Origin of the sequence: Parundibacterium terreum (assembly GCF_014636315.1) — a bacterium.
GTDB classification, from domain to species: domain Bacteria; phylum Pseudomonadota; class Gammaproteobacteria; order Burkholderiales; family Burkholderiaceae_D; genus Undibacterium; species Undibacterium terreum.
The window spans coordinates 268153-286070 of record NZ_BMED01000006.1; the positions used below are offsets into that span (position 1 = coordinate 268153).

Here is a 17918-nt window from a genome sequence, read left to right on the forward strand (position 1 = left end):
CGCGCTAGCAAAACATTTGTCAGGACAAACAAGATGAAACCTACATTCAATCGCAACATACTGGCCGCTGTATTGGCAGCCTCCTTCGCCGCGCCGGCTTTTGCCGCCGGTGAAGCCAAGAACATTATTTTCTTCCTCGGCGACGGCATGGGCCCAAGCACAGTCACAGCCTCCCGTATCTACAAATACGGCGAAGCCGGCAGCCTGAACATGGACACGCTAGAGCGTACTGCGCGCATCAAGACTTTTTCCAATGATGCACAAACCACAGACAGCGCACCGTCGATGGCTGCCTACATGACAGGTGTGAAGATGAACAATGAAGTCATCTCCATGTCGCCGGAAACCGTGGCAACGCCACCGGGCAAAGATGCCAACGGCAACCTGGGTGTGAATAACTGCGCCGCAGGCAATGGCACCAGCGTCGCCACGATCCTGGAACTGGCCAAGGCCAAGGGCAAGGCTGTTGGCTCCATCACCACCACAGAACTGACACATGCGACACCGGCAGCAACGTATTCGCATATCTGCAATCGCAATGCGCAATACCACATCGCTGCTCAGGCAGTGCCAGGTGGCGTTGGCTACAACACAGCACTGGGTGACGGCGTGGACGTGCTGATGGGCGGCGGCCGCAATCACTTCGTTCCTTTCGATGCGACAACCCAGAAGCTGGGCCGTGCCGATGGCCGCAACCTGCTGACCGAACTGGCAGCCAAAGGCTATACCGTGGCAGCCACCAAGGCCGACATGTTGGCCGCGCCTAACGGCAAGAAATTCATCGGCTTGTACAGCAGCAAGAGCCATCTGGAATATGAACTGGACCGCACTGCAACGCCGCCAGTCGGCGAAGGTGCAAGCCAGCCTAGCCTGGCCGAGATGACGACCAAGGCCATGGACTTGCTGTCGCAAAACAGCAATGGCTATTTCCTGATGGTAGAAGGCGGGCGTATCGATCACGCTTTGCACGGCATTAATGCCAAGCGCGCGCTGGTGGACACAATCGCATTTGATGACGCGATCAAGGCTGCGCTGGACAAGGCCAAGCTGACCGATCCTACTTTGGCCAACACCCTGATCGTTGTTACCGCCGACCATGACCACACGCTGGCATTCAACGGCTATGGCAAGCGCGGCAATCCTATCCTGGATATCAACCGCGACTACAAAACCGGCCAGCCTAGCAAGGATGCGGACGGCAATACCTATACCACGCTGGTATTCGGCAATGGCCCTAACCGTCCAGACCTGCGCACCAACCTGGATAGCGCCACTGTACTGGCAGACAACTACCTGCAGGAAACAGGCGTGCGTCTGGCCAGTGAAACCCACGGCGGCGGCGACGTGAAATTGTTATCCACAGGTGCCGGCTCCAAGACTTTCAAAGGCACCATCGATAACACCAAGGTATTCGGCTTGCTGAAGACTGCCTTTGGTTTCTGATAGACGTAGTAGAAGCAATGAATTAAACCGGTAATAGCGCAAGCGCTGGCTGCAGATTTGCAGTCAGCGCTTCATCATTTGCATCACCACGCTGGAAAGATTTTATGAAACATCTGTTCAAATTTTCCGTATTGGCAAGTAGGCGCGCGAGCGCACTGGCCTTTTCCGTTATCAGTATGACGGTCTATGCCGCACCGGCGGCAACGCCACCGGCACCCGACCTGGATTTGACGATCCAGTACTACAGCAAGATCATGACGCCGGAAGGCGTGCTGCGCGAAAGCCGCTACGAAGAAAAAATGCTGCGCCGTCCTTCCCATGTCTGGGTCGCGCGCGTGCTGCCTGCTGTCGCACTGGCGCATCAGGAAGGCCATGACGAGCATCAGCCGCAAGCCAAACGCGCAGGCGACAAGAACGTCAAGCAAGTGTCGCTGAAAACCGAATCGCATGAACACAAGCATTTCAACCACGTCGTTGTGCCGCACCACGTTATTTTGGACAACAACAAGGTACGCATAGAGTTTGTCGATGCGATAGAAAAACAGGTGGTAACGATACCTGCTGCAGAATTCGAGAACGTCAACTTCGACGGCTCCTGGGTCAATGCCTACTACCTGCTGGACCCGGAGCAATTGAAGACCCTGCCTTTATCCACAAAATTATCCACAGTGCCCGGCGCGCGCTGGAGAGAAAGAGAAACCAACGGCGTTTATCAGCGCGTGCTGTGGGATGAAAAAAGGCAGATACCACTGGTAGTGGAAACCGGCGACAAGGCAGGCAGCTTCTACCGCCGCATCGACGTGAAACCGTTGGCAACAGTAAGCAAGGATTTGCCGTGGGCGAATGTCAAAGGCTTTGCGCAGAAAGAGTATTCCGACTTCCTGGATTGATGGAAAAACCTATGCGGGTATCGCTATCGGATAGGGATACCCTCACGACGCATAAAGGTCTATTTATTTTTTAATGCGCTGCTGAAAGCTGGATTCAACATTCCTGCAAAGGCAGTCCAGGGGATATCAAACTCCACGAATCCCCTGCCCATCTGATAGTCATAGCCCTGGCCGGTGATATGCAAACCTGCCCTGGCGATGGCCCAGTTGCCTGGCTCGGTGGCGTCACCCGCACTTTGTTTTCCGTCGTTCTTGATGTCCATGCTAGCCGCCACATATTGCCGCGCATACTTCTCTATGATTTTTTTGTAAGCCTGCCCGGAAAACAGGTCGGCAGGCTGGATGCTGCCCGCTTTCGACAGCCACCAGTTGTAGTGGCTATCCTGGTTGCTAGGATGGGCTGCGCGATACATATAGTCCGAAACCGATTCATGCACACTGATCATTTCTGTCGAGGCAAAGTCGATTGCATAACTGCGTGTAATGGAATCTACATCGCATTCGTCCTCGGACTTGCAGTTCTTGATCAAAGCCTCGGCTTCCACCGGGCTGGTCTCGCCGGAAGCGTCTTGCCATGTCTTGTCCACCCATTGATTGTAGGCTGTAGCGCCGGGCAATTTACTCAGCAGATACAACGGCCTTTCACTGCCCTGCAGGCGCAAAAAGCTCAAGCCATGCTCGTTGACGATGGCACTGCGCAAGGCTTGCAGCCGGGTTTGCATAGAGGTTTCCAGTTGCCTGGGATCCTTGCGGTTTTTCAGCCAGTCACGCTGTGCCTCGCGCACGCGCTTCTTGTAGGGATCATCCGCAGCGGCCAGCAGCTTGCCATAGGCATCGGCAATATCCTGATCCAGCTTATCCAGTTTGGGGTTGGCACAGATGGCTTTTTCTATTGCTGTGGCGGCCTTATGGCAGTCGAAGCTCGCGCTGTGGGCGAAAAATGGCATCAGCAGCAAGGCCGTCGCAGTCAGTGAACGCAGAGGTGTCTTCATGCAAATAAGGGGCACGGTGAATGGTATCAGCATGATAGAACAAGCACCGCGTCCATGCACGGGAATCCTGTTCCGGGATTCCCGCGGTTTTATTGATTGGAGATAGTGCAGGTATGGCAGCTTCCGTTCTCTGCGAAAGAGATATCCACAGGCAGGAATTTCTTGATCACAGCGGCATTGGTTTTTGCATGCTCGGAAATCTGGCTGGTAGTGAATTTCCCACCGCCGGCCAGCGCCATCGGCAGCATCAGCTGATCGGCCAGGTATTCGCCGACGGCGGCACCGGATGCAAGGTAGTGACGGGCTTGCTGAATAGCGTTTTTTGCAACGGCTTCGGCACGCAGCATTTTTTCACCGAATGCGCAAAAGACTTCCGTCACATGCTGATATTCCAGTGTCAGCAACAAGACATTCCCCGGCCCCTGCTCGGCAGGCAGGCCACGCACAAGCAATTGCGACTCATCCCAGCCCATGCCGTTGCCAACGCATTCCAGTTCGCGTTTCGCGACGTTGGCGGCAACGCCTGCGATAAAGCTTTCCGCGAACGCGGATTCGCGCTCTCCGCGTTCCATCAGCGAGATCTGGCGCAGTTGTGAACAAGGCTGGATCTGTGCCAGGACCTCGCCGCCGCCGGCGGGATAGAAACCGAAGCGCTTCAACTGGATATCGATCGAAGCACCCATTTTTTCCAATACCTTTCCGTAGGCCCTTTGCAGAAACTGTACCGGTGGCGCCATAGGATTATGCGTACCGCCGCTGATCCTGATGTTCGATTCCTTGTCTGCAAATAATAGTGCCGGCAACACGGTCTGCAGTACCAGCGTACAGCTGCCGGCGCTGCCGATTGCGAACTGGTAGTCGCCGCCCTTGATTTTCTGAGGCACAAATTCCAGCAACTGCGCACCGATACCGGCATCACCTATCTCTGCATTGCATATTTGAGCAGCAGCCTGCACGGCAACTAGATGCTGGCGCATCAGGCCGGGTTTTGGGCGGTTGGCACGAATATTATTAATGCGAAAGGCTTGCCCAGTAATCATGGACAGCGTCAATGCAGACCGCAAGATCTGGCCCCCGCCTTCTCCGATTGCACCGTCCAGCTCTATCATCTTTTCTTTATTATTCAATTTTTTCTTTTCTTGTAGGAAGAAGCCGGCTGCGCCGGGGCATATATCCGTACAGGCATGTATGCTCCGGCATTGCTGGTGTTCTGCTTTTTTAACCCTTGACGCACACTACCTGTTTCAGGATATGCACGACATCGACCAGCTCCCGCTGCGCCAGCATCACTGCGTCAATGTCCTTGTACGCCATCGGGATTTCGTCAATTACATTTTCATCCTTGCGGCATTCAACGCCTTTGGTTGCTTCAATCTGATCCGCGATAGTGAACCGTTTTTTTGCAGCGGTACGGCTCATGGTACGCCCCGCGCCGTGGCTACAGCTATGGAAGCTTTCAGGATTTCCTTTGCCGCGCACAATAAAGCTCTTGGCACCCATCGATCCCGGGATGATCCCCAACTCGCCTTCCCGCGCAGATACCGCACCTTTACGCGTGACCAGTACATCCTTGCCAAAATGCGATTCCTTCTGTACATAGTTGTGGTGGCAATTCACTGCTTCCACATGTGTCTCGAAAGGTTTGCTGATGACAGTACGCACCGCGCTAATCAGGTTCTGCATCATTACTTCGCGGTTCATGCGGGCAAATTTCTGTGCCCAGCTTACAGCTTCCACATACTCATCGTAATGCTGGGTTCCTTCCGGCAAGTAAGCCAGGTCCTGATCAGGCAAATTGATAAAGTGCGTACGCATATCTTCTTTAGCCATTTCAATGAAATGGGTGCCGATCGCATTTCCTACTCCACGCGAACCGGAATGCAACATGAACCAGACGGCGTTTGCTTCATCCAGGCACACTTCGACAAAGTGGTTGCCTGATCCCAGGGTTCCCAGATGACGATAGTTGTTGGTATTTTTCAGTCTTGGTGTTTTCAGGCAGATAGTATCGAACTCATCCTTCAACTGGCCCCAGGCGGCATCCACCGGAGACGGCGGGGTTTCCCATGAACCTTTGTCGCGGCCCTTGAAGCTGCGGGTTTTTGGACTCATGCCGTGCGGGATCGCCTTTTCAATTGCGCTACGCAAAGGGCCCAGGTTATCCGGCAAGTCGTTCGCGTGCAGCGTGGTCTTGGCCGCCATCATTCCGCAGCCGATATCCACGCCGACCGCAGCCGGGATGACCGCTCCCAGGGTAGGAATCACACTTCCTATGGTCGAACCTTTGCCCAGATGCACGTCCGGCATGACGGCGATATGCTTATAGATGAAGGGCATTTTTGCGGTATTCGCCAATTGCTGCCTGGCTGCATCTTCCACAGGGACGCCCCTGGTCCACATCTTCACATGGCTACCGCCTTCTACATTCATGACATCGTATTCTTCGTGTTTCATATTGTTCTCATTTTTAAAATAGGGTGATGACAAGGAGCGATGAAATGTAATGAGCTACAGGCTATGCCCGCCCGGAGTTGAACCGGGTACCTCCGGAGCAAGCTCCGGTGCTCTGTCCATGTAATTCCATCTGCATTCATCAAAACTGGCGGCGACAAGATATGGTGAAACAGGTGCTCTTACCCTTGAGCTACGGCGGCCCTGATTTGCCGCCGACGGGACTCGAACCCGCTACCTCCTCATTATTAGTGATGTAGTTCCACCGGCATTCGCCTAAACTTTTGCAATTCAACGGCAACAAGGGGCGGAAAAAGCATTGCTCTACCGGCTGAGCTACGCGCACGGCAATCTTCCGCGATGCACGCCCGGGATCGAACCGGGGACAGATGTATTTCTTCCTGCATTTGCCTGTTGATCATATTTACGCTGGGTTTAATTCAAACCAAGCGCAATTCAAACCCCGACAAGGTCCGACAAGACATTCTGCCACACTTGCTCTGCGTGACAGACCGGATTCGAACCGGCTTTTCCCAATGTAGTCTTGCCTGCATTCGGGGACAAACTCAATTGAGCAAAGGTGTGACAATTGTTTGATGTGATCTGACATTTTGATGTAATCACACCGGCATTCATACCCTGCTCAAAACCTGTACTTCCAACCCTGATAATCCAGCTCATGGCGCTCTCCTAAATCTGCATCGACCGGATTTCTCCCACCCAGTGCGCAGCTCCCAACTGTCCGGCGGCAAAAGCCGCAATGATCTTGAACACCTCGTCTGAAAAGCCGCCGATATTCAGGATGTCTTCCCTTTCCGTAGCCTGAGTGCTGCCATGCGGGCTAATATCTATGCAAACCAGTTTGGCCTGCGGATTACGCTGCTTGAACTTTTGCCATTCAGCGACAGTCGCAGTTGCACCGTGGCGTGTGGCATCCATCCAGGATTCGTTATCCGACACAAAGATGACCAGATCGGCATTTGCCTTCTGCTTGTTCAACTGCGCCAGCGGTGCACTGCAATTGGTTCCGCCGCCACCGATGGATGCCAGCTTTTGCGCATTGCTCATGACGGTATCGCGCGGATTCAGCTCACAGCGCACCACCTGGTTTTCAAAAGGCAGCACCGAAGTCTGCGGATTGCTGCGTAGCATTGCCGCTGCGACCAGCGCTGCAACGTCGATACAGCGCACCGCAGAAGTGGCGCTGCCGCGGTAGCCGCTGACAGCAGAAGACATCGAGCCTGACACGTCCGGACATATCACCAGCTTGCCTTCGATTGCCGGGACATTGCTTAAGGCAATTTCCAGCGCATCCTGCAATGCTTCCCGTATCAGCAATGGCACGCCTTCACCTGCAGCCTTGTATGCCGCCATGATCTGGTAAGGAAATACCTTTGCCCTGGCGATCGCATCCGCATCCCGCAGCTTGGCTGCAATTGCCTCAGTTATACCCGGCAACTGGAATACGCCGTGCCTTGCAAAGGTATTCAGGTTCATTCGTACCATTTGCCATCCACCTTGCTGGGCGATTTCCGCCCATGCAAACTCTGATAACTCCAGCGCGGTCAGCATCTGGAACGGTACCTTGGGCAAAGGCAGTGAGCGGTCCAACTTATAGGCTTCGAAAGATTTCAAGACCGGCGGCGAGGCATCGGCGTTGTATGCCTTACCTATCAGCCAGGCAAAAAAAGCTTCGCGCCATGCCTCCGCCGGCTTTGGGTGAACCATCTTCACCACATCCGCCAATGAAGGCGCATTGCCTACCGAAGCGGCCAGTAATTCCTGTTCGCTGGCATTGTTCAGCCACGCCTGTATCAGTTTCTTTGGCCGGGTGCCCAGCGATTTGCGGCCCACGGCACCTGACCGCAGTATCTGTACGAAATTACGCAGCATCTTGCCGTTATTGATGACGCGCTTGAAAGTGCGTGGCAGCTCTGCCGCCTTGGCTCCCGCCAGTGCCGCAGTCAGCAATGCCGGCATGTCTTTCATATAGCCGCGTTCCCGGCAATACACTGCAGTCTGTGCAATGAAGGGGGCATCCACTTCCTTGCAGAGTTTCAATACAGTATCCAGCTGCGCCTCTGCGCTCGCATAGTAAGTCGCGTTCAGGCAACCAGTGGCGGCGTACTGCGCCAATTGATGTTGCGGGGACAGCGCATAAGCCGGCGCTGCTTCAAAATTCTTGGTGTCTGCCACCGGCAACAATTTAGCCTTCAGGCTTTGGAACAACTGGGTATTAGCCATTTTCATTTCCTTTGTTTTCTCGTTTTGTATCCTTTCTATTGCAACAGCCGTGCCAGCTTGCCTGGGTCTTTCGGTTGAGGATGGTAAGTGATTGATTAATATGAAAATTGTTGAAAATTGAGCGTCAGTATGTTTTTTATTTTTAAGGTTGATTTCGTGTTAAATTATCTTTTTAGATAAATATTTATCCAAAATGAAAAAGAAAAAAATCGTCGTCATCGGTTTCATCGGCACCCAGCTGGATGGCGGCAAGGGCAGCGCACGTTGGGAAAAATGGCGGCCGAGCATTGCACTTACCCAGCATGACGACTTGGTAGTGGAGCGCTTCGACCTGCTGCATAGCGGTCACTTTGAACCCCTGGTAGCGCAGGTGGAGAAGGACATCGCGTCGGTTTCGCCGGAAACCACGGTGGTCGCCCATCATCTGCCCATCGTCGACCCGTGGGATTTTGAAGACGTGTATGGCAGCCTGTTCGATTTTGCGAAGAATTACACTTTCGATACCGATAACGAAGAGTATTGGGTGCATATCACAACGGGCACCCACGTTGTGCAGATTTGCCTGTTCCTGATGACAGAGGCGCATTACTTTCCAGGCAAGCTGCTGCAGTCTTCGCCGCCGCGGCGGCAGACTATAGGTGCGGCGGGCAGCTATGCGCTGATCGATCTGGACTTGTCCAAGTACGATCAGATTGCACAGCGTTTTTCCAGCGAGCAGCAGGAAGGCGTGGCTTTTCTGAAATCGGGTATTGCCACCCGTAATGCGCGTTTCAATACGATGATCGATGAGATCGAGCGCGTGGCGATTAAATCCCGGGCACCGATTCTGCTGATGGGTCCCACCGGTGCCGGTAAATCATTCCTGGCCAGGCGGGTGTTTGAACTGAAGAAGGCGCGGCATCAGCTGGATGGAAAATTTGTCGAAATCAATTGCGCGACCTTGCATGGAGACGGCGCAGGATCAACACTGTTTGGCCATATCAAGGGCGCATTTACAGGTGCTGCGTCGGACAGGCCCGGCCTGCTGCGAACTGCGCACAAGGGGCTATTGTTCCTGGATGAGATAGGCGAACTGGGGCTGGATGAGCAGGCGATGCTGTTGAAGGCGATAGAGGAAAAACGTTTTTTGCCGGTCGGTAGCGACCATGAAGTGTTGAGCGATTTCCAGTTGATTGCCGGTACCAACCGTGACTTGTCGGAAGAGGTCGTCAAAGGCCGCTTTCGCGAAGACCTGTATGCCCGTATCAATCTATGGACCTATGAATTGCCCGGCCTCAGGGACCGTTCGGAAGACGTGGAGCCGAATATCGATTACCTGCTAGCGCAGTTCAGTGCGGAGAATGCGCAGATGGTCAGGTTCAACAAGGAGGCGCGTGAACGCTTCATGCGTTTTGCCACTTCACCGGATGCATTGTGGATCGGCAACTTCAGGGACTTATCTGCAGCAGTCACGCGCATGGCAACACTGGCGGATGCGGGCCGGATTACTGATGTGATCGTCACTGATGAAGTCAGGCGCTTGCAACGTCTGTGGCAGCATCATGCCAAAACTTCGGTGCCAGACAGCACGGTTGAGCTGAGTGACGTCTTAAGTCGGGAAAGCCTGGAGCAAATGGACTTGTTCGATGCTTTGCAGCTGCAGGCAGTCATCGCGGTCTGCCGCTCGTCCCGCTCACTGTCCGATGCCGGCCGCAAGCTGTATGCGGCATCACGCAGCAGCAAGGTCAAGCCAAATGATGCGGACAGGCTGAAAAAATATCTGGCGAAATTTGAGCTGGATTGGGAGCGGGTACTTGCCTGAATAAGGGAGCCGGGCTAACAGGGCCGGTTAGCTTCAAGCTGCATTCTTGCTGATTTCCCGCCGTTTCCGGGACCGTGCCTGTTCTGCATTGAGCCAGATCAGTATGAAGCTCATGCAGATGGCGCAAAGAATTCCGATAAAAATGTGGCTATTTACTTCTCTGGTTGGAACACTGACATCGGGGGCGCTTAAAAGATAAGTGACAAAGACTTGATCGCCGATTCTTGGTGTCGCACAGTATTGATTATTGTCTACTGCGCCGCTGCCTCTGAATTCTTTGCTCTCGGCAAGGAATTTGTATTCGATGCGCTGGCTTTTTCCGCCGCTGCAATGCTTGGCTGTAATGACGCCAGCGGTTTGACGCCCGGCTTTTTCAAGGCGATAGTTTTTTTGAATGGTCGGGGCCAGCAGAACACAACATGCCCCAACCAATGCAAATGCTGCAAGGTAGCGAGCCGTTCGCGAGAGAGGAATAAAAATATAGATAAATAGGGCGGGTACGATCAAAAGCGCCAGCATCCACATATTTGTCTACGTATCCGCCAACTGCTTATCCCTACCCAGCTCAGGCAGGATGGTGTCGTTGGTCATGTTGATCAGGTTGTCCCTCAGCCACTTGTGCGCGGGATTGCGGCCGTCGCGCTCGTGCCACAGCATGTCTATGTGTACGTCCGGCATGTCGAAGGGCAGCTTTTTCCAGATCAGCGCGTCGGTCATGCCGGTGGAAGACATCAGGTGGTGCGGCAGCACCGTCAGCAGGTCGGAATTGGCGACCACGCGGCCGCCGGTGAAGAACTGGTTCACCGTCAGCAAGATGTGGCGCTCGCGGCCCATCTGCGCCAGCACGTCATCCACCAGGCCGTGCGCGCGACCGGAAAAACTTACCAGCAGGTGATTCGCATTGCAGTAGTCGTCCAGCGTCAGCTCGCCTTTGGCCAGCGGATGGTCTTGCCGCATCACGCATACATAGTGGCCGGAATATAAACGGTCGTGGCGTATCGGGCTGCCGGCGCCCTGGCCTGCGGCCAACTGGGCCACCACGCCGGGGAAATAACCGACGGCGATATCAATATCGCCACGCAGCAGCATGGGCCGGGGTTCGCGCGTGGTCAGCGGCACCATACGGGCGTTCAGGCCGGGAGCGTCCTTTTCTATGGCCCTGACCAGGGTCGGCATCCACAAGGCGGCGGTGGCGTCTGCCATCGCCATGCGGAAGGTCGCCTGCGCCTTGGAGACATCAAAGCTGGCCGGGGCGATCGCGGCTTCCAGTGTGGACAGCGCCTGGCGCACAGCGGGCCACAGCGCCTCGGCGCGCGGCGTCGGCTTGACGCCGTAGGCGGTTCTTATCAACAACTCATCGCTCAGAGAAGAGCGCAAACGCTTCAGCGCGTTGGAGACGGCCGGCTGCGTCATGGCCAGCTTGTCCGCGGCGCGGGTCAGGTTTTGTTCAACCATTACGGTGTCAAACACGCGCAACAGGTTCAAATCCAGCGTCAGGAAGTTCATATCAGGAAGGTCTCCGGGCGTCTTGAATTTATGGGTCAAGACAAAAAATCATCTTTTTGTTGATATTCAGAAACTATATAACAGGTATGGAAAAACGTAATTGGATTTATATATTGCACTGCAATATAGTGACATCATCGCCGAATTAGATAGAAATGTGGAGAAATATTATGACCTTCCTGAACCTCGCCTTTCCTTTGCAAAGCGCCGTGCCGGTCGCGGAAATGGCAGTCAGCAGCGTAGTCGGAGCAGCCCGTCCTTTGTTGGGCATGGGCATCCTGGCCACCATGCTGGTGGTGTTCAAGCCTTTGATCACTGGCCTGCTGCGCGCCTCACTGCTGCTGATCAGTCCAAGGCTGACCAAAGATGAAAAAGTAGCAAGCCGCAACCTGCGTAATCTGCTGGCAATCAACAATGTTGCCCGCGATCTGGATTCTACCTCGCCAAGCATGGCAGCGGAATTGCGCGCGCTGGCTTCCCGCGGTTAATTTGCAGGACCTTTTGCAGGACTTTTTGCTACAGCCGGCAATATTTGTATTCATTACAAGGGGTTATTGATGCGCCATTCTTCACTTTATGCAGCAGTTTCGGGTACTTACCGCGAGGCAGAGGCATCTCAGCAGTCCAAGCCTTCGGTAGCCGGCTCCAAGAGCCTGGCATCGATGCTGCCTACCATGCTGATGAGCGGTCTGGTCACTCTGGTAGCCACTGCGGTAATGCGCCTGGTATGGGTAGGATTCAGCAATGAGTTCTTCGGCGCCTGGATGGAAGCATGGCTGACATGCTGGCCTATCGCCTTCCCTGTTGCCTATATGGCTGCCCCGCTGATCCGCAAATTGTCGCGCGCCATGAATGCCTACGGCAACGGTGCTTCCGCTGCTGTGGATAATGTTGTGGAAAGGACTGTAGATAAGTCTGTGGCTAATTCCTACGCTGCGAGGAACAACTCTGTGGATATCTCGGGTCTGGCTTTGGCTGACATTACCAGCGCCTCCATCGAAGCAACCGCAAAGAACCATCTGAGCGTACGCCGCGCTGTCGCCGCCCTGTAATTTTTAAGCTCTGTCTCCTCTTGCTTTCCTCCAAAGCAGGATTTCAACCCGCAAAACCCTGTTTTTGCGGGTTTTTTCATTCCGGCGCCTGAAAAGCTGATTCCCGGCTGGCCGGATGGCCACCTGTGCGGAAGCGCCGCTTGCCGGCTACCAGCAAGCCCCGGCGCTGCCTGCATATTGTGCACAGCGAGTTCAGGCCTGGGGATAAGTGCGCGTTCGCGCTTGTGGATAAATCTGTGACTATGCCTTTTCCGCAGGAATAAAAAAACGCGGCCAGACTGCGGGCCGCGTTCTTCTTATGCCGGCTGGTGCGCTGCGCACCAGCGGCAGGCTATCAGGCTGCCAGGCGTTTTTCCAGGCTCAGGCGGGTTGCTTCCAGCTCGGCCGGCAGATGGTGCTTCAGCTTGTCGAACAGCTCGGTATGCAGCTTCAGTTCCGCCTCCCAGGCGGCCTTGTCGATAGACGTGATCGTGTCAAACTGCTGTTGCGTGAAGTCCAGGCCGTCCCATTCCAGGTCGCTGAAAGTCGGCGTGGTGCCGAACACGTTTTCCACACCCTTGCCTGTACCTTCTATGCGTTCCAGCATCCACTTCAGCACGCGCATATTGTCGCCAAAGCCGGGCCAGACAAACTTGCCGTTTTCATCCGTACGGAACCAGTTCACGCAGAAAATGCCGGGCACCTTGGCGCCGCTGGCAGCGATCTTCTGGCCCAGGTTCAGCCAGTGCTGGAAGTAGTCGCTCATGTTGTAGCCCATGAAAGGCAGCATCGCGAAAGGATCGCGGCGCACTACGCCTTGCTGGCCGGCTGCGGCTGCCGTGGTTTCGGAACCCATGGTCGCTGCCATGTACACGCCTTCTACCCAGTTGCGTGCTTCCGTCACCAGCGGTACGGTGGTGGAGCGGCGGCCGCCGAAGATGAAGGCGGAGATAGGCACGCCGGCCGGGTCATCCCATGCCGGATCGATGACCGGGTTCTGCGTTGCGGCAACGGTAAAGCGCGCATTCGGATGCGCGGCCTTGCGGCCGGTTTCTTTGGCGATTTCCGGTGTCCAGTCCTTGCCTTGCCAGTCGATCAGGTGCGCAGGCGCTTCCTTGCTCAGGCCTTCCCACCAGATATCGCCGTCATCGGTCAGGCCGACATTGGTGAAGATGGTGTTGGAACCCAGCGAGGCCATGCAATTGGAATTGGTGGCGGTATTGGTACCCGGTGCCACGCCGAAATAGCCGGCTTCCGGATTGATCGCGTACAGGCGGCCGTCGGCGCCCGGCTTGATCCAGGCGATATCGTCGCCGATTGTGGTAACTTTCCAGCCGTCGAAAGTTTTAGGCGGGATCAGCATCGCAAAATTGGTTTTGCCGCAGGCGGAAGGGAAAGCTGCCGCGACATAGTGCTTCTTGCCTTCAGGCGATTCCACGCCGAGGATCAGCATGTGCTCTGCCAGCCAGCCCTGGTCGCGGCCCATGGTGGACGCGATGCGCAGCGCAAAGCACTTCTTGCCCAGCAGCGCATTGCCGCCGTAGCCGGAGCCATAGGACCAGATCTCGCGGGTCTCAGGATAATGCACGATGTATTTAGTGGCATTGCATGGCCATGCAACGTCTTTTTCGCCCGGCTGCAGCGGTGCGCCTACGGTATGCACGCAAGGGACGAATTCGCCATCGGTGCCCAGCACGTCATATACGGCCTTGCCCATGCGCGTCATGATGCGCATATTGACTGCAACGTAAGGGGAGTCGGACAGTTCCACGCCGATATGCGCGATAGGAGAACCCAGCGGGCCCATCGAGAAAGGCACCACGTACATCACGCGGCCCTTCATGCAGCCGTCGAACAGGCCGTTCAGCGTGCCGCGCATTTCTGCCGGGTCGGTCCAGTTATTGGTCGGACCGGCGTCTTCTTTCTTTTGCGAACAGATGAAGGTGCGGTCTTCCACGCGGGCAACGTCGGAAGGATCGGAGCAAGCCAGGTAGCTGTTGGGGCGCTTTTCCTGGTTCAGTTTTTTCATGGTGCCGGCGGCAACCATTTGCGCGCACAGGCGGTCATACTCTTCCTGTGAACCGTCGCACCAGTAGATGCTGTCCGGTTTGGTCAGCGCTGCGATGTCGGCGACCCAGTTGACCAGTTTTTGCTGCTTGACGTGAGCGGGCACATTCAATGCTGCCACGCCGCCCATGATGGGTTGATTCACGATACTACCTCCAATGCCAATAAGAAATCTTTGGAGTCAGCAAAGCTGCGGCATTGCCTCAATCTGGCTGCGTTGCTGCACATCTGCCTGCACTCTGGCCTGAGGCGGGGGCAACGCTGTTTGCTTCAAATCGGGCCTGCTCGCGATGTTTTCCTGACTGCGCTTTGTAGCGGCACGGCAGGATCGTCGTTAGGGGTATCTGGCGTTACGAGCACACAGTGTCAGGCTCAAGTAAGCGCCGATGGTCACGATGACGGCGGTTCTGTCGGATAATAGGAAGGCAATGGTATTGCATTCCAGACTTGCACCCCGCCTGATGGCGCTGTTAACACATTGTTAGCGGAGCGTAAGCATCAAAAAGCTACGTAACGAAGCATTGTACACTTGAGCTTAAGCCAACGCTAATTTTACGTCAGAATTGTTATGTAAAATACATGCTTTGTGAAAGCAGGATGCATTGATCCACAGCAGGTTTGTACTGTGGCTGTAGGGGAAATACCGAATATTGATCAACAGGCCAAGCCGTCATATACGAAGGAAAAGCAGATGAAAATTGCCATTTTGGATGATTACCAGGATGTGGTGCGCCATTTGAAATGTTTTGAACTGCTGCAGGGGCACGACGTGAAGGTGTTCCACAGTTCCGCCGTTGGCGTGGGCCAGTTGGCGATACGGCTGGCGCCGTATGAAGCGCTGGTGCTGATACGCGAGCGCACTTCCTTTTCCCGCGCCCTGCTGCAAAAACTGCCGAACCTGAAACTGCTGTCGCAAACCGGCAAGGTTGCCGGCCATATCGATGTTGCCGCAGCGACTGAATGCGGCGTGAAAATTGTGGAAGGCACCGGCGACCCCACGGCCCCGGCCGAACTGACCTGGGCACTGATCATGGCCGCCGCCCGCAAGATTCCGCAGTATGCGGGTTTGCTCAATGATGGCGTATGGCAAACGGCATCGCTGAAAGCCGAGCACAATACGCTGGGCTGGGTGCTGAAGCGCAAGACGCTGGGCATCTGGGGCTACGGCAAGATAGGCAAGATGATCGCCGCTTACGGCAAGGCCTTCGGCATGAACGTCGTCGTCTGGGGCCGCGAACCCAGCCGCGCGCAAGCGATCGGCGACGGCTACCAGGCAGCAGAGTCAAAATCAGCCTTCTTTGCCGAAAGCGATGTCATTTCCATGCATCTGCGCCTAAATGAAGCGACGAGGGGCATCGTCACCGCAACCGACCTGGCCCTGATGAAGCCGACGGCCTTGTTCGTCAATACCAGCCGTGCAGAACTGGTCGCCAGCGGCGCGCTGGAAGCCGCCCTGCCCAAGGGACACCCGGGTTTTGCCGCGCTGGATGTGTTCGAGACCGAACCGCTGCCTGTGGATAACCCTTTATTACGTATGGAAAACGTATTGGCGACGCCGCATCTGGGCTATGTGGAAAAGGATAGCTATGAATTGTATTTTGGGGCGGCGTTTCAGAATATCGTGGATTTTGCGGCGGGGACGCCGAAGAATGTGTTGAATCCATAGGCTTGATTGGCGTTTGCTGTTGCCTTGCCTTGCCTTGCCTTGGTGGCCGTGTTTGGTTTGTTGAGATTGCTGCTCCTTCTGCACAAACATTCGTCCAATTGCTAAATCGCTGACAGTTCGTTTCTGTGAGAGCCCCTACATTAGGGCGGTCCTCCATCACAGAAAGGCGATTATGAAAACGAATAAAGCTCTAGCGGGTCGCGCGAGGGGCCGGCGCAAATTTTTGGCTGTGAGCGCTAGCGCAGCAGCCCTGGGCACGCTGGGCTGGCCGCTGGCGGCCGTAGGCAAATCCGGTGACACTATCTGGGATGCGGGCCAGGTCGCGCATTTGATCCCTACTGCCAGTCACGACCGGTTGCTGATCAAGGTTTCGTTTACTGCGGCATTGGTCGCTGTGCCCTTACTCAGTATCAACGGCAAGCGTATCGCGGGAGAGAAGACCGATCTGGAGGGGCGCTTCTGGCGTTTTGATGCGCGCGCGCTGACGCCGTCTACCGAATACCAGTTGCGCATCCTCGATGCCAAGGGCAAACCCTTGTGCGATGCATGGCCATTGCGTACTTTTCCAGCGCCGGATGCCGCGCCGCAGCGTATGCGTATCCTGGCATACACCTGCGCAGGCGGTTGCGACGGCCCACGCCTGATGGGCAAGAGCGGCTGGCTGGATATGGAGCCCCGCCGCCGCCTGCTGGCGCGAGGAATGGCGTTCAAGCCGGATGCAGTGATTGCCAATGGCGACCATATCTACTGGGACCTGAAGACCAATCTGAACAAGCCCTATATCGAAGCGGTGCGCGAACTGATGTGGAGCAGGTTCGGCACGCTGGATATTTCGGTGCCGATGATGCATCCGAAAAATGCCGCAACTTTCACACGCATCTGTGATTATCAGATTGCCGGGCTGTATGGCAGCACGCTACGCTCCACGCCGGCTTTTTTCCTGACCGATGACCACGATAATTTCGAGAACGATGAGTTCGACGATGCCGTGGCCACATTGCCGGCGGAAGAGTACGGCATTACTGGCTGCGAGCAGACCCAGCACATGTATTATCCGGAATTCCTGCCCGACGCCAACCGTCCTGCCTGGCTGCCAGGTGGAGACAAAGCCGGCATGCCGCAGGGTAGCAACAGCGCTTTTGGCACGCTACGTTATGGTGGCCTGCTGGAAGTGGTGCTCTACGATTGCCGGCGTTTCTTGGACAACAAGGGCAGGCACGCGAAGGTCATCCCGCAATGGGCGGAAGACTGGGTAGTGGCGCGTACCAAGGCTGAGGATACCGCGCATTTCTTCCATGCCCCCTCGTTACCGTTTGCCTATTCCTCCGGCAAGTTGGGCGACTGGTATCCGGACAAGCTGGATGCAAAGAGCGGGCGTCTGGTGCTGGGGCAAAGCAAGGATGGCTGGCAAAGCGGCTGGTACGACCAGCATCAGCGCTTGGTGGCGGCACTGGCTGGACAGACGCGGCGTGCTGCGGTGATCGTGCAGGGTGATTTCCACGCGTCTGCCGCAGGCAAGATGCTGCGTTCGGGCGACCTGGCGCTGGCCCAGCCTGTGCATACCGTGATGTCGGGTACGCTGGGCACCGGCGACCTGGGTTTTCCATCGGCGTTTCGTCGCATAGAATCCACGCCTTCGCATCTGGTACCGATGGAGGAGGCGCTGAAGCCGGTAGAAAAAAACGGTTTCACAATTATCGACATTACGCCGGAAAAGATGGTGTTTTCGCTATACGTCTGGCGTCCGCCAGAGCCTGTGGAAAACATTGATAGCATGCAGCCGACAGTTGTGTATGAGGTGGCGCGACTGGGCTAGGCGTTGTTGCC

The 17918-nt window shown here is 55.5% G+C and carries 15 protein-coding genes; 7 read left to right on the top strand and 8 right to left on the bottom strand.

From position 1 onward, the window contains the following. Window positions 1–33: 33 nt before the first annotated feature. A complete protein-coding gene (locus IEW12_RS24160) occupies window positions 34–1443 on the top strand; it encodes an alkaline phosphatase (RefSeq protein ID WP_188568692.1) in 1410 nt (469 codons plus the stop codon). A 104-nt stretch (window positions 1444–1547) separates the two neighbouring features. Next, a complete protein-coding gene (locus IEW12_RS24165) occupies window positions 1548–2333 on the top strand; it encodes a hypothetical protein (RefSeq protein ID WP_229751320.1) in 786 nt (261 codons plus the stop codon). A 59-nt stretch (window positions 2334–2392) separates the two neighbouring features. Here IEW12_RS24165 and IEW12_RS24170 read toward each other — a convergent pair whose 3' ends face one another. The 5 genes from IEW12_RS24170 to IEW12_RS24190 form a co-directional block, all read right to left on the bottom strand. Next, window positions 2393–3325, bottom strand: a complete 933-nt coding sequence (locus tag IEW12_RS24170) for a lysozyme inhibitor LprI family protein (protein ID WP_188568693.1) — start codon at window positions 3323–3325, stop codon at window positions 2393–2395. A gap of 89 nt (window positions 3326–3414) precedes the next feature. After that, window positions 3415–4452 (bottom strand): RNA 3'-terminal phosphate cyclase, encoded by a 1038-nt coding sequence (rtcA, locus tag IEW12_RS24175; RefSeq protein WP_371874577.1) that lies wholly within the window; start codon window positions 4450–4452, stop codon window positions 3415–3417. Window positions 4453–4543: 91 nt separating this feature from the next. Further along, entirely contained in the window at window positions 4544–5779 is a 1236-nt protein-coding gene (locus IEW12_RS24180; RefSeq protein WP_188568694.1) for an RtcB family protein, read from the bottom strand. 453 nt (window positions 5780–6232) lie between these two features. After that, window positions 6233–6457 carry a hypothetical protein gene (locus tag IEW12_RS24185; RefSeq protein WP_188568695.1) on the bottom strand — a complete coding sequence of 75 codons (225 nt, stop codon included), beginning with the start codon at window positions 6455–6457 and terminating at the stop codon, window positions 6233–6235. A gap of 9 nt (window positions 6458–6466) precedes the next feature. Beyond that, window positions 6467–8020, bottom strand: coding sequence for a vWA domain-containing protein (locus tag IEW12_RS24190; RefSeq protein ID WP_188568696.1), 1554 nt, complete (start codon window positions 8018–8020; stop codon window positions 6467–6469). A 193-nt stretch (window positions 8021–8213) separates the two neighbouring features. On the opposite strand from IEW12_RS24190, the gene rtcR reads away from it, so the two are divergent. Further along, the gene (gene rtcR, locus IEW12_RS24195) at window positions 8214–9821 is read left to right on the top strand and encodes an RNA repair transcriptional activator RtcR (RefSeq protein ID WP_188568697.1); all 1608 of its coding nucleotides are present in this window, start codon (window positions 8214–8216) and stop codon (window positions 9819–9821) included. Window positions 9822–9854: 33 nt separating this feature from the next. Here rtcR and IEW12_RS24200 read toward each other — a convergent pair whose 3' ends face one another. Both IEW12_RS24200 and IEW12_RS24205 read right to left on the bottom strand, forming a co-directional pair. Next, window positions 9855–10346 carry a hypothetical protein gene (locus IEW12_RS24200; protein ID WP_188568698.1) on the bottom strand — a complete coding sequence of 164 codons (492 nt, stop codon included), beginning with the start codon at window positions 10344–10346 and terminating at the stop codon, window positions 9855–9857. Between the two features lie 6 nt (window positions 10347–10352). Continuing rightward, window positions 10353–11327, bottom strand: coding sequence for a LysR family transcriptional regulator (locus tag IEW12_RS24205; protein ID WP_188568699.1), 975 nt, complete (start codon window positions 11325–11327; stop codon window positions 10353–10355). 170 nt (window positions 11328–11497) lie between these two features. Here IEW12_RS24205 and IEW12_RS24210 point away from each other — a divergent pair, with 170 nt between their 5' ends. Together IEW12_RS24210 and IEW12_RS24215 are read left to right on the top strand one after the other, a co-directional pair. Then, a complete protein-coding gene (locus tag IEW12_RS24210) occupies window positions 11498–11815 on the top strand; it encodes a hypothetical protein (RefSeq protein WP_188568700.1) in 318 nt (105 codons plus the stop codon). A gap of 69 nt (window positions 11816–11884) precedes the next feature. After that, on the top strand, window positions 11885–12379 hold the full coding sequence (locus IEW12_RS24215; RefSeq protein WP_188568701.1) for a DUF2798 domain-containing protein: 495 nt from the start codon (window positions 11885–11887) through the stop codon (window positions 12377–12379). Window positions 12380–12713: 334 nt separating this feature from the next. Here IEW12_RS24215 and IEW12_RS24220 read toward each other — a convergent pair whose 3' ends face one another. Then, window positions 12714–14570, bottom strand: a complete 1857-nt coding sequence (locus IEW12_RS24220; protein ID WP_188568702.1) for a phosphoenolpyruvate carboxykinase (GTP) — start codon at window positions 14568–14570, stop codon at window positions 12714–12716. Window positions 14571–15116: 546 nt separating this feature from the next. On the opposite strand from IEW12_RS24220, the gene IEW12_RS24225 reads away from it, so the two are divergent. Together IEW12_RS24225 and IEW12_RS24230 are read left to right on the top strand one after the other, a co-directional pair. Next, window positions 15117–16091, top strand: a complete 975-nt coding sequence (locus tag IEW12_RS24225; protein ID WP_188568703.1) for a D-2-hydroxyacid dehydrogenase family protein — start codon at window positions 15117–15119, stop codon at window positions 16089–16091. A 229-nt stretch (window positions 16092–16320) separates the two neighbouring features. After that, window positions 16321–17907 (top strand): alkaline phosphatase D family protein, encoded by a 1587-nt coding sequence (locus IEW12_RS24230; protein ID WP_229751321.1) that lies wholly within the window; start codon window positions 16321–16323, stop codon window positions 17905–17907. Window positions 17908–17918 lie beyond the last annotated feature (11 nt).